The following is a 12,534-nucleotide window of genomic DNA, read 5'->3' on the forward strand; positions in this document are numbered from 1 at the left end:
TCATGAACAGGCACAAAAAAAAATCGCTAAATTATTTGATGAGAATTTTTGGGTGACACGATGACGAAGTCAGGAGAAATATACAGAAAGTCGTTTTAATGCGTCAGCCCTGCCCAATGAATTGTAATTTTTCTTCTCACGAATTCTTCATTCTCGTGCTGTGATGCCATTCATTTGTAACCAGCTCTATATTTATCCTTCATTTCCGTTGATCGGCGTCAAAGGAATGGCTTCCTTTTCGGTTTATGCGTCTTCCTCAGTCGTTTCCTGTGCAACAAAGAGGATACTGATGATACCTCCTCTGGCGCATCTGATGTACGAATTTTGTGTCAAGCATTTACTTCCATTGACATCGAAATGCGTTGAAAGCTTCTCCCATGTCAATGGAATAGGGATACAGGGTTGGAGCGGTGAGCATTGCATGCAATTTCCAAAACAAGGAATATTGACAATCGGTTTATTATCTGATGCAGTGGCTACTTTCAATCCATTTATTTTATAAAACATCTGACTTGTCACTTCTAAAGCACCCGGAGTTATCGAACAGGAACAGCGAAGTATTGTTTTTTTCGTTAGGTATTTTGGCATGATAATTGGCCATTAGGGTTCTTTTTTGTCAAACCAGAACTTTCGTTTGAGAAATTCCTCATACCGTATTGGGACGAGCCATGTATTTTCTTTTCGAAACAATGTTACGACAATTTCTTCATCATTGCAGTCGAGATATTTTTTCAATTGCTTTTCATTGTGGTAAGTAAGTTCCAAGTTCCCGAAAATGTATACATAGCGACTTATGCTGACGTTTGTTTTGACCATTGCATCGGATTCGGGCAGGTTCGGACTCGAATAAAGCGTTGGAGCCAAAGGTCGCACCGTATCCGTCAAAACTTCCCATTGTCCGTCTTTTCGAGTTATTTCCCCCGCACACAAAGCAACCAGTCCGATTGCCTTAGGATCGAATTTATCTTTCTTTTTTATGTCCATTGTGTAAAACACAACACAAGTGTCCAATTTCGGATAGAAATAGAGCGAGCGGAAGTTTATGGAAACTGAATCGCGCCAAGCAGGATACAGAGCATCCAATGCAACTAATTCGTCGCAGCATATCTGTTTAAATTTTGGAGAATTGACGAATGTTGCTATTTCATCGTATTCAGGCATTTTCTTGGATTGCTCGAATATTTCGCATAATCTCTCCTCATTCCTACTACTCGTGCAACCGAAGCATAGAAGCAAGGTTAAACCAAGAAAAAAGATGAGTCGTATTTTCATGAAGTGTCTAATAATTTTCTTTTTGCGGACTGTCCTTGTCAAACCAAAATTGTTGCCAAAGAAAATCCTCCATTCTTGCGGGTAGGAGGTGTGCATTTTCCATGCAGAACATTTCGGGAACGATGTTTTTTTCATCGTAATCAAGATATTTCTTCTTTTGGTTTTCTTTGCGATAGGCAAATGCAATGCCTTCGGGCATATATACCGTCCCTCCAATGTTTATACGAATCGTCGAAGCCGTATCGGATTGATTCGATAGGAGATCTGAATATTGCTCAAGGGGAAAAGGCTGCACAGTGTCAATCTTTACTCTCCATCCGCCTTCCTTTCGTGTTAGCTCACCAAAACACAGCATAATAGAACCGATAGCTTGGGGTTCTACATCCAAATCTTTTATTTTCAAATCCATGGTATAGAACACAGTACATGTATCACGTGTCGGATAAAAATAGGCCGTCCGAAAATCAATGGAAACCGAATCCCGCCAACTCGGACATAGCCTTTCCAAGGTTGCATTGGCAAACTCATCACAACATATTTGTTTAAATTCCAATGAATTTACAAAAGCTGCAACTTTGGTGTATTCGGGTGCACGTTTCGATTGCTCGAAAATTTCGTACAAACGTTTCTTTTCCGCTCGATTGGCACAACTGACCGCAGAGAGCAGTAATACAAAAAAGGAAATGGTGTACAATAATTTTTTTTTCATTTCTCAGTCTTTTTCCAATTTATCTAATTCTAATTGTTTCGTTGTATTTGCCCACGGGAGGAATTTATTCCACAAGATCTGGTTCCGATTTACAGAGTCTAACGGTTCCCATTTTCCTTTCTCGTTGCGCCTGTAGCGAGCTTCTGTACTTATAAGGACTCTACTTCCCGGAATAATCCTAACTCTAATTGGAATCGGAAGTCGTAGAGCATTTATTTTCCCTCCATTAAAAAATTGCTTTGAAGTCAATACTCTTAAAAGTCCGTTAGGATTGCTTACATCATCAATATAAAATTCATTTACAACCCAATTGGCTTTACCTCCAATAATACTCATGGTACAGACGATTTCTAATTCGCCTGCATAATCATCTGCCAAATCCCATCCATCTTGTGAGGAGCGTATCCATACGAAAGTTATATACTGATAAAATCGTTCTCTGGGATATTGTGCTCTTATCCTCTTGAAGAAGCTATCGAGTTTTTGCGTATAATCCTCTGGAACTTCTGCTCCCTGCTTTATCGCAAAACTCAGGAACTTCTGGAAAAGTCCCTCTCTGTCAGCATTGCTGATATAGGGCTTCACGGCATTTGTGCCACCATTCTCAATGCCGTTTTTTATCTGCGTTAAGCCGTCTAACATCTCTGCCACAAAATCTGAACAAGATATTTTCCCCATGGAACAAATAAGAGTATATACTTTCTGTCCGAAGAAAGCAACGGCATCGACAGTTACTGCAATTCCTGTGCTTGCACCCAAAAGTTTCAATGTCCAACTTATGGGTTGAGTGATAATTTTGTCATTTTCCTGAGCTGACATAATATCACCACGCCACAAAAGTAATACATCAATGAACTCCTGAATCCAAAGAGCGTATCTTGTATAGAAATTGTGCTTGATTTGCTCCATCTGTTTCTGCTCTCTTATTAGATCTTCTTGTGTTGGATTCTTCTTTGATTGAGAAGTTTTTTACCTTTTTGAATTGTGTTGAAGCCTGCTTGACTTGTTAATCCCTGATTTCCCATCTGGTTTCGATTGCCAGGATCTTTATCTGAATGTCCAGACATTTTTGTGCTGATTTTGGGTGTGGCAATTTGGACTATTTGTCGTCCGAGTATTTTATTCTCACCGCCATAGGTTTTCAATTTATTGAATGCAATTACGTTTACAACTTTACTGGAAGCACTTAATTTCTCTTCGCTTTCAAGGATAATATTTTGCCCCTTGCTGCTAAGATGTTTTTTTGCATTAAGTCTTATCATCTCTCCAGATATATCAACATCTTTTGCAGCTAAAGAGATTTTCTCAGGTGCAGATATTTCAATATTCTTTCCTCTCGTATCCAGTCGAATAGCATTTCCTCCTCTGTCTTTGATGGTGATGCTCCAATCGCCCTTCTCGTCGTCGTCGAAGACGATATGATGTCCGCTGCGAGTGCTGATACTCTTGAGGTGATTCCGGTCATAACCGCCCTTCCCGCTTTTGCCATGGAAGAGACTGCCCGTGACATAGGGACGGTGGGGGTCGCCATATTCGAAGCCGACCATCACCTGATCGCCCTCCTCCGGAATCGAAACAAAACCTCTGTTTGCCGTAACCGTGCCGCTCGTACCCGCATTAGGTGTCTGTACCCTGATCCAGTTCGTAGACAGCCCCTTTGGCTTCTGCCAGTCGAACTGCACCCTGACCCGTCCCTGCCCGTTCGGATCCTTGTTGTCCGAGACGATCGCCATCTCCGGATAGGCTTTCACCTCCGGTGCATAGGCTTCGGGGACACAGTCGATCAGGGCAGGTGAGGCTGTGAACCAATTGGTGTAGTCTCCATTCTTCTCGATCCGGTGATAGAGAGAGGTGATGCGAAACTTCCCAAGGGCAGGAACATCCATGCGCTCGGGGAACAATACATCTATGACTCCACCCAAACGCAGGCGGCAGGTCTTGGTCACACCTTCTATCCGGAGCATTCGTCCCACGGCATCCGCACCTCGCTGTGCGGTCAGATCCGACAGATTGAATTCGGTATAGACCGGCGAATTCGAAGGGAGGGTTCCCTTTTCGGGAAAGAGGCGATCCGATCGGTGGGCAATATTGTCTATCAACGGATTGCCTCCGGGAACAGAGTCTTCGGAAGGGAAGCGCAGAAATTTGTCGTCGGCTGCAACATAGTCGTAATGGGCATATCTTCGAGGAACGGCAGAAGCACAAGTGCGGAGACTGACTATATCGCTATCGAAAAAGAGCTTCTCACAGTCTGCCGTATGGGGTACGCCGAAGAAGAGCGTGCGACCATCGTAGAAAAAGGGTTCGCCGTATATACGAGAGAGCCGGTTGAGGAATTCGAAACCGCTCTCTCCATACTGCACGGCATAGGGCAATATGCCTTTGTAGCGAGGATTGCATTCGACCTTGAAGTAAGCCTCCCTCGTCACCTCGGATACGATGTCTGCCAGCTGTCGGTCAATGAAAGAATGCATGCTTGGTGCTCCGTCGAGGCTCATGGCATCGCCACGTCCGATGATCCTGACACGATTCGACCGATGAGGAAGGAAGCCGCTTCCCGTCTCGTCGTCTTCCCATGCATCGATTCGTACATCGGTCACCCATCCGGAGAATTCGTACGAATCCTTGGACGTGAGGTGTTCGAATCGGATCAGCGTTCTGGCTCCGATCAGACTCATGAGCTTTTCGGGAGTTTCTTTCCAAAGCTCATCCTGCGAGAGATATTCGCGAACGATCTCGAAGCGGTGGCAGGAGTTCATGGGTTGTTCGAGTATCAGGGACTCGAATAGGAACTCTTCCCCATCGAATCGGACTTTGGGTTTGACGGGATTCAGGGGTGGAAAAGTGCCCGTCTGATATGTATGCGAGTTGCCGAAATTCATAAGTTGGTTCCGATTTGTGTCACTAATGTTTTTTGTTCTTACACTGTGCAAAGTAATAATTTTTACACACCAATCTGATACAAATTTCTTGAAAACTTCAGATCTATTCTCTTCTTTTCGTCGCAACGACCCGGGCGACCGTCTGCCATGTTCCGTTTTCATTTTGTTGCTCTTTGCGCCAATGGAAAGCGGTGGCAGTCATATCGGAAAAAACATACCTCATTCTGCCGGTCGTGTTTTCGGTCAATACGATGTCATCCCCCGTTTTACGGGCTGTCAATCGGATGGCTTCGCCCGTACAACCGTAGAAAATATCCCATGCCGAAGTCTTCGGGTTGAAAATGCGGAGTGTGGTTCCGTATTCGGCATCCGGCTGTTTGTTTATCAACCTCTCGGAACGCGACGGGACGATGAACAAGTCCTGAATGGCAGTGCCGTCCAAAACCCAAGAGAATATCCATTCGCCTTTTACCCGTCTGGGTGTTGCGTCGTACAAACGGTCTGTCCATTCGATCTCCCATTCTCCCACCAAAGAGCCGAAGAAATCGAGCTCTTCGGGGATTCGTCCACTTCTTTTTTCGCTGCAAAGAGCAGTGCTAAATTCTTTTATCAGATTCATTTCGATAATGATTTGGAAACAATCGGAGTTGGTCAAGTCTTCATTTATGCCCGATAACACAGATACGATTGCCCTGCTTGAGCACACGCTTTACTTCTTTGAAATCCTCGACGATGTCCGGCCAGAAGTTCATCAGTTGCTAAAAGAACAAGAAATAACGAGGAGTCTTGGCTTTGTATTCGCGGTATTCCTCTCCGTAAGTCTCCTCACAATAGCGTTCTTCTCCCAATATGAGGAAATGTGTGGCAATGATGAAGGGTATCATGACGAGTAGTATCCACAACGAAGCAGAAGCGATACAAACGCCGAGCATCCCCGTAAAAAAGAAAAAGTACATCGGATTGCGCGACCAACGATAGACTCCTCCTTTGATGGTCTTTCCGGCAGGAGTTGCCACATAGCTGTGAAAAGCCCGGACAAAGAGCGCCAGCGAAAGCACGTAAACCGCCATTCCCGCAAGAAACCATGCCGTACCGAACTTGAACGGGACGAAAACGGAAAGCACCAATATGGCAATTTGCAGGATTGTACTGACAGAGGCGTTCGCCTTGTCTTTGGCCGTGTACCACGAGGTGTCCACCGCACGCTTTCCTCCCTCACGGAAGATTGCCATATATATAAACTGTATCAGCACCATGCCGAACGATGGTATCCATGCATTCAGCCATCCGGCTTGCAATGTTGTAAAAAATGAAAAATCACTCATAGTCATCGGGGATGATATTGTTTTTTTAATGTGATCAGCGACACGGCAAAAATCAAGGTACACACCAGATTGTTCCATCCACCCGCTATCAGCAGAAGAAATGGCTGTGGCAACAGTTGCCAAATGAGGTTGAGCCAAATGGTTATCAACGGTGTTGCGAAAACTATCCAACGAGGAAAAGAAGTCTGCTTTTGTATTGCTAAAACGGTAAATACAATCCAACCTACCCCCATCAGTGCGAATGTCAATCCGCCCAACCAACCGGCATAGGAGAGAAAATGGTCGATGATTTCGGGATGTCCCTGCGAGGATACGATGCCGAAAGCCGGGAAGAAGGCATGATAAGCACCTCCCACAATTATACTTACGGATAGGGAAGCAAGCATCCAACGGGCTGTTTTTCGTCGCTCTTTCTTAACCCTGAGAAACAAATGATAGAATCCGATGATGTAGAGAACCGCCGCCAACGGGCCTATTATCCCTCCGGCAATGAGACGCTCCAAGGGCACTGTGCCCATGGAAGGCAACAGATCCTTTTCCAAATCGGGAATGGGTTGTGTCGTAAAATACAGCAACATGTCGCCGATATACATCAGCAGGCTGCCTGCCACTCCCATATACCCTGTCAATCTGAGTTTTTTATCCATACCTTTTTCTTCTTATTTGTGTTTACAAAAATGCACAAGTAGAATATCGTTTGCAATCGCCAATAATGGCTATTTTCACAGTCGGAATCCCTATTTCTTAGGGTTTGTCGATTCGTCAGTAACCGGCAAAAAGTAGCGGGCGACGATAAAGTACCATTCCGTTTTGATTTTGTCGATTATCTTATCGGCTTCGGGCTTTTCCAATGCGAATAAATATGCCTGTAAACGTCGTAATCGGCATGTGTCTATATATCAATCGCATGAAAGGATTTTGACGTATCGGAACGACCTGTCGCCTGTGTTAGGACGACCTGCTGTTTATTTTAGGTCGTCCTAATCGTTCAGTTAGGTCGACCTAAATGCTCGGTTAGGTCGACCTAAACGGTCTGTTAGGACGACCTAAATGATGGGTTGGGACGACCTAATATTCGCGCCGGGACGACCTGACTTTCGGCCGGCGTCTTTTTGCGCATCGTCAGCCTTCGATACGGACTGTGATACATTGCGTTATCGGCACTCCGGGATCGAAGACAACAAGTGGAAGATTTGGAGACGGAAAAGATGCTCCCGAAAAAAGTATCCGTCATGTAGTTTTGTACCGTTTTCAGGTTCTCTTTGTTCTCTGTGGAGCAGAAGAACAAATTGGTGCATATATTAGCCATAACCTCTAATATTTATGGGTTCAAATTATTGGTGATTTCCTTTCCCTTGTCATCGAAGACCTCTATGGTCGGACGACCTCCGTTTTCTTCGGGAGAAAGATTCTCGGAGGTATCCAATAGCGTTTCTCCTTCAACGAAAATGACCTGTTCTTCATCGTCATGGTTCATCACGTCTTCGCCTTGCCAAGATTTTATAATGGCTACTGCCTGTTCATAATTTTCAGCTTTCACCTGAAATTTTGTTCGCATCCGGCAAGTAACCTTGCTGTCCTGATAAAAATCGAATGTATTCATATCCTTGTTGTTTATAGAGTTATTAAAAGAGTGAGCAGAAAAGCAATCCCAATAGAGCTATGATACATAGCCACCTGACAAGCGTGAAAAAGACATAGAGTGCCGTACGGACGAGAAAGCGCACGAAGTACAGGGCGGTGAGCAGGGTAAGTACCGTTACCGCTTCTTCTGTGATAAGCATGAAACAAATACAGACCGTTCCGATTATGAAAGCAGCTACTACCGTCAGCCGTATAAGGATTGTTTTCATCATTGTTTTCGTTTATGCAATTTGTTCATATAAAGCCTCTCCATTACAGAAAGAGCCTGTTTTAGTGAGTTCCCGATAGCCATAATCCATTTTGATTTTGTCGATTATCTTATCGGCTTCCGGCTTTTCCAATGCGAATAAATATGCCTGTAAAGCATCATAAGCGGTATAATTCTTCCAATCTTCTCCTATTTTCCTTGCCAATTCTCTGACTTTCTCATAATCGGGATGATATGCTTTGAAATCACGCATAATCGTGTCGGTGGCATCTTCATCATATCCATCGCAAAAAGTTATGTTGTTCAAATAGCTGTCATGTTGAATGTAGACGATACACCCACCCGAATAGTAGGCTGAAGTAATGACTTTATCAAGCGTATAAAAGGAAGCACGGTATTCATCCAGATAATAGCTCGGATAATTGCGGTTGCATCCCTGCACATATTCCTTGTGTTCGGGAACATTCCCTGATTCATAGTCTTCGTCTTCGACATAGATGAGACGATTCTCGTAAGCGAAATTATGGGTTGCCATAACTGATTATTGTTTTGTCAGGGTTAGAAAATGTTTCTCTATGGCCGTATTCAGCAGAGCATCATCGTCGTATTCGTCCTGAGAGAGGCTGATGCTTTCCGCATCTTTGTCATAGCAGGTTTCTGCGACATAATTTTCCCAACTGTACAGGCGTACATATCCGTTTCCCTTATTCACCGAAACCACAGGCACGGTCTTAAATCCGACATGGCACAACAGCAGTTCGGTCAATTCACAGGCACGATTTCCGTATTCGCTTGCCACAATAAGAATGGACACGCCCGAACCCGTTTTTATGCGGTAATGCGAGGAGGAGTTATTTCGTTTCCTGCGATCCATTGAGTGATTTAATCTTTCTTGTTCCATAATGCTGACATTTTTTTTGCGTCTAAAGCTCGGAGTGTGCCGATTTCGTTTCGTGGGCTGTTCAAGGTGGCCGGAGGGTATATGTCAAGGCTTCCCGAAAAAATACGACTTGGAACGAAGTGGAAATGTGGAGATTTTTTCAGGCGAACCCGAAAGGGCTTCAGGCCTTGACACTTTACCCGAAGGCCGGTTTCCTTCGCCCAAAGAAAGGAATCGGCACTCCGGGATCGAAGACAACAGGTGGAAGATTTGGAGACGGAAAAGATGCTCCGGAAAAGAAAAAGGGACAGCCCCATGTGTGAAGCTATCCCTTAAAAAAGAGGTTGTCGAGAAAAGATTGGTCGGGCTAACGGAGAATGTCCTTTAGTAAATCATGCTCTTCCATGACCGTAGCGATTGTTCCGGTCAGTTCGGTATAGAGCCGGTCATATTCCGGCTTTTCATCGAAGTCGTCTCCCGGATGGTAACGGTCGAAGGTATCTTTGACTTCTTTGTGCTCCAACAGAAGCAAAGAGAGTTTTCCCGACAGTTCGGCGGGAACTTCGTTTGCAAATTCGTTATCGATGATTTGTTCGATAAACTGATACGGCGAAAAATGCAGTCCTCTAAGCAATACCTCCATGGCCATGCTTTCGGCTATGCCGATGGGATTGTCTTGCAGGAAGGCTTCTTCGTACGTTTTTGCAGCAGCTTCGGAACGTTCACGGATAAACGTTTCGTCACCGAGCAGTTGCGGATGGTAGTCTTTCAGATAAACTTCCAGTCTGAGTCGGTAATACGACAAGGTTTTCTTTTCCTGTTTCATCTTCTTTCCTTTTTAATTATTAATTATGGTGATCATTTCTCTTGCTTGGGAATGACAAAGCCGACGGGATTACGAGGCTTTTCCGCTTTTTCTTTTTGCTCCAACAGCTCCGTCAGGGCCGTGTATAACTCACTGAACTGCACATTACAGCTTACTTCAAGGTCTTCGATACGCTTTTTGAGTTCTTCATAACCGGCAATCATCCGGCGCATGGCAACGAAAGTCCGCATGATGGCAATGTTCACTTCTATTGCTGTCGGACTGCGCAGCACCGATGATAGCATGGCTACTCCCTGCTCAGTAAAAGCCATCGGAGCAACGGAACTGTGTTTGAGGGTTTCGGGTAACCGGTCACAAATTGTGACCAGTTCCGTCCATTCGTTTTCGGTAAGTTCGAACATAAAATCTTCCGGGAAGCGCTGCAAATTTCTCCTGACGGCCTGTTTGAGCACTTTTGTCTGCACACCGTAGAGTTCGGCCAAATGATAGTCCAATATCACTCTGTTGCCACGAATCTCAAGAATTTTATTCCGGATGACGCTTACATCTGCTGTTATTGTATTCATATCATTGATTTATAGAATTTGTATTCAACTTCAAGTCATTGTTTTGCTTGTGACACCGGAGATCTGAATATATCCAGCTTATCCGATAGCTTGAGCATGTCCTGTTCTATCTTTTTATTGGTGATACGGGCGTAAATCTGCGTCGTTTTGATATTGGTGTGTCCCAGCATCTTCGACACGGATTCGATGGGAACGCCTTTGCTCAAAGACATCGTGGCAAATGTATGTCGGGCCATGTGAAAGGAAAGGGGTTTGCGGATATTGCACAAATCGGCTATCTCTTTCAGATAGGCATTCATCTTCTGATTGGAGAGAATCGGCAAGAGATAGCCGTTTTTCCGGACAGGAGCATATTTCTCGATAATCCTCTTGGGGATGTCGAGCAGGATGATATTGGTGGCTACCCTTGTTTTCTGGCGTCTGGTCATGATCCATTCACGTCCGTCCAATTCAACGATGTTATCCTCGGTTAAATTGGACACATCAATATACGCCAGGCCACTGAAACAGGAGAATATGAAAATATCGCGAACCAAATCCAATCTGGGTATGGATATTTCTTTTCCAATGATTCGCTGAATTTCTTCATCGGTTAGAAACCCTCTGTTGGAATCTTGCGTATGAAACCGCTTGTTCACAAAGGGGTCATGAGACAGAAATCCATGTCTGCGCCCATAAAGAGTAATGGTTTTGAAAAGCTTCAAGATTTTGGTTGCCGTATTCGGGCAACAATGGGCTACAGTCAGCAGATATATCTCAAAGTTATGAATGACCAACGGGGTAAGCTCCGAGAATTTGAGATCCGTTCTGTTGTACTTCGCTTTGAGGAATCGGGTAAAATGCCGTTTGCTGTTTTCGTATTTTTGTAAAGTGGCAGCCGTTTTATTGATTCCCACCTGGGCCCGGACATCCTCGTTATGTTTATCGAAAAGTTCCATTATACTGTTTAATGTATCCGTCTGTCCGCAGTATTCCGATTTGATTCTCTCCGGCGTCAAATCATCTACTGTTACTTCCAAACGTTTGTAAATGGTCAGAATATCAGCCCTGATTTCTTCGATCTTTCGATTGACTTCAAGTGCTTCTGCACTATGTCCTTTGACTTTTTCTTTTTCTGAATCCCATAATTGGGCATTGACAGACAGGCCTGTAGACCCCAGCGACAAACGCTCCTTATTCAGATAAATCCGAATGAGGATGGGCGTCTTACCTTCTTTGTTGATGTAATTGCTGCGCAAGTAAAAAACTGAACGAAATTGACTCTTCATTTTGCTCCAAAATTAGTGTAACCATACGGCTACAAAGTTCGACATATGATTTTGAAACAGAGTAATTTGTCAATCGTCTAAACATCGTCTTAACGTCGTCTGTGGTTACAATTTTCAGCCCCTTTGCTTTTTGTAACCAAAATGGAACCACCGGAGGCATATTTACGGAATATACGCTTATTCCGAACCTCGTCCGACGTGTGGGGTGGCGACAAAGAAAAAGCGCCTTAATTTGTTGGAATTAAGACGCTTTTGGATTCGTTTCTAAAATTGCTTCAGATGACCTATAGCCTATCTTTCAGCTATTTAGCGGTATGGACGGGACTCGAACCCGCGACCCCCTGCGTGACAGGCAGGTATTCTAACCAACTGAACTACCACACCAATATGTTACATTGACTTCTCAATTGCGGTGCAAAGGTAATACTTTTTTTTAAACACACAAATACTTTTAAAAAAAATATGAGCAATATCTTTCTAAGAGGATGGATGTTTTTGTGTCTGGTATTCGAAATTGCTTCTTTAATGATCATACAATTAGAAAATTATTTAGCGATCAGTCGAAATTCTTTTTGAATATTCAGACATAAGTTTGTTACTGATGAACTTCGTTACACACGGGTAACACAGTAGCTAAGTGTTTACACTTCTTCTATTATTACAAACAAGGGTATTATTAAATTAGTATAGAGTTTGGGGTATTGTTAAATTAGTATAGAGTTTTGATTTTATTAAAATCTCACCCACCTCATTATAAAAATGTTAAGCCTTTCAATATTCTCAAAAACTATAGTAACTTAACAATACCCAAACAAGTTCAAGAATAAACAAAAGGAGGGATCTCCATTAGTGTCCAAATTTTTTTTTTAGTGCATAGTCCGGTATTGTTAAATTCATATAGTACTATTATCTTTGCTGAAAAAAACTATGGATTGTCCAAGATGTGGAAGCATA

16 protein-coding genes and 1 tRNA gene are annotated in these 12,534 nt (G+C 43.6%); 1 reads left to right on the forward strand and 16 read right to left on the reverse strand.

What is annotated here, in order from left to right:
• Positions 1-243: 243 nt before the first annotated feature.
• The 12 genes from EII41_RS14805 to EII41_RS12095 form a co-directional block, all read right to left on the reverse strand.
• Positions 244-588 carry a DUF4280 domain-containing protein gene (locus EII41_RS14805; RefSeq protein WP_124790790.1) on the reverse strand — a complete coding sequence of 115 codons (345 nt, stop codon included), beginning with the start codon at positions 586-588 and terminating at the stop codon, positions 244-246.
• A 12-nt stretch (positions 589-600) separates the two neighbouring features.
• Positions 601-1,161 (reverse strand): hypothetical protein, encoded by a 561-nt coding sequence (locus EII41_RS12040; protein ID WP_124790791.1) that lies wholly within the window; start codon positions 1,159-1,161, stop codon positions 601-603.
• A 118-nt stretch (positions 1,162-1,279) separates the two neighbouring features.
• Positions 1,280-1,981 carry a hypothetical protein gene (locus tag EII41_RS12045; protein ID WP_124790792.1) on the reverse strand — a complete coding sequence of 234 codons (702 nt, stop codon included), beginning with the start codon at positions 1,979-1,981 and terminating at the stop codon, positions 1,280-1,282.
• Between the two features lie 3 nt (positions 1,982-1,984).
• On the reverse strand, positions 1,985-2,890 hold the full coding sequence (locus EII41_RS12050) for a hypothetical protein (protein WP_124790793.1): 906 nt from the start codon (positions 2,888-2,890) through the stop codon (positions 1,985-1,987).
• Positions 2,891-2,907: 17 nt separating this feature from the next.
• On the reverse strand, positions 2,908-4,863 hold the full coding sequence (locus EII41_RS12055) for a phage baseplate assembly protein V (RefSeq protein ID WP_124790794.1): 1,956 nt from the start codon (positions 4,861-4,863) through the stop codon (positions 2,908-2,910).
• A 103-nt stretch (positions 4,864-4,966) separates the two neighbouring features.
• Positions 4,967-5,482: a hypothetical protein gene (locus EII41_RS12060; RefSeq protein WP_021644050.1), complete on the reverse strand. Its 516-nt coding sequence runs from the start codon at positions 5,480-5,482 to the stop codon at positions 4,967-4,969.
• A 139-nt stretch (positions 5,483-5,621) separates the two neighbouring features.
• A complete protein-coding gene (locus tag EII41_RS12065) occupies positions 5,622-6,194 on the reverse strand; it encodes a methyltransferase family protein (protein ID WP_124790795.1) in 573 nt (190 codons plus the stop codon).
• A complete protein-coding gene (locus tag EII41_RS12070; RefSeq protein ID WP_124790796.1) occupies positions 6,191-6,835 on the reverse strand; it encodes a DUF6796 family protein in 645 nt (214 codons plus the stop codon). The genes EII41_RS12065 and EII41_RS12070 overlap by 4 nt, the downstream gene beginning before the upstream one ends.
• A 674-nt stretch (positions 6,836-7,509) precedes the next feature.
• Positions 7,510-7,791 (reverse strand): hypothetical protein, encoded by a 282-nt coding sequence (locus EII41_RS12080; RefSeq protein WP_021644045.1) that lies wholly within the window; start codon positions 7,789-7,791, stop codon positions 7,510-7,512.
• Between the two features lie 22 nt (positions 7,792-7,813).
• Positions 7,814-8,044, reverse strand: a complete 231-nt coding sequence (locus EII41_RS12085) for a hypothetical protein (protein WP_260425579.1) — start codon at positions 8,042-8,044, stop codon at positions 7,814-7,816.
• A 9-nt stretch (positions 8,045-8,053) separates the two neighbouring features.
• On the reverse strand, positions 8,054-8,575 hold the full coding sequence (locus EII41_RS12090; protein WP_124790798.1) for a hypothetical protein: 522 nt from the start codon (positions 8,573-8,575) through the stop codon (positions 8,054-8,056).
• A gap of 6 nt (positions 8,576-8,581) precedes the next feature.
• Positions 8,582-8,941 (reverse strand): hypothetical protein, encoded by a 360-nt coding sequence (locus tag EII41_RS12095; protein ID WP_124790799.1) that lies wholly within the window; start codon positions 8,939-8,941, stop codon positions 8,582-8,584.
• Positions 8,942-9,066: 125 nt separating this feature from the next.
• Here EII41_RS12095 and EII41_RS14190 point away from each other — a divergent pair, with 125 nt between their 5' ends.
• Positions 9,067-9,243: a hypothetical protein gene (locus tag EII41_RS14190; RefSeq protein ID WP_185711910.1), complete on the forward strand. Its 177-nt coding sequence runs from the start codon at positions 9,067-9,069 to the stop codon at positions 9,241-9,243.
• A gap of 44 nt (positions 9,244-9,287) precedes the next feature.
• Here the strand turns inward: EII41_RS14190 and EII41_RS12100 are convergent, their stop codons facing one another.
• The 4 genes from EII41_RS12100 to EII41_RS12115 all read right to left on the reverse strand — a co-directional run bounded on the left by EII41_RS12100 (position 9,288) and on the right by EII41_RS12115 (position 11,964).
• A complete protein-coding gene (locus EII41_RS12100) occupies positions 9,288-9,746 on the reverse strand; it encodes a DUF1896 domain-containing protein (protein WP_004585420.1) in 459 nt (152 codons plus the stop codon).
• 32 nt (positions 9,747-9,778) lie between these two features.
• The gene (locus tag EII41_RS12105; RefSeq protein ID WP_106070096.1) at positions 9,779-10,312 is read right to left on the reverse strand and encodes an ORF6N domain-containing protein; all 534 of its coding nucleotides are present in this window, start codon (positions 10,310-10,312) and stop codon (positions 9,779-9,781) included.
• 35 nt (positions 10,313-10,347) lie between these two features.
• Positions 10,348-11,580 (reverse strand): site-specific integrase, encoded by a 1,233-nt coding sequence (locus tag EII41_RS12110; protein WP_124790800.1) that lies wholly within the window; start codon positions 11,578-11,580, stop codon positions 10,348-10,350.
• Between the two features lie 310 nt (positions 11,581-11,890).
• Positions 11,891-11,964 (reverse strand) — tRNA-Asp (locus EII41_RS12115).
• Positions 11,965-12,534 lie beyond the last annotated feature (570 nt).

It is taken from the genome of Tannerella forsythia (genome assembly GCF_003860135.1).
Classification (GTDB): domain Bacteria; phylum Bacteroidota; class Bacteroidia; order Bacteroidales; family Tannerellaceae; genus Tannerella; species Tannerella forsythia_A.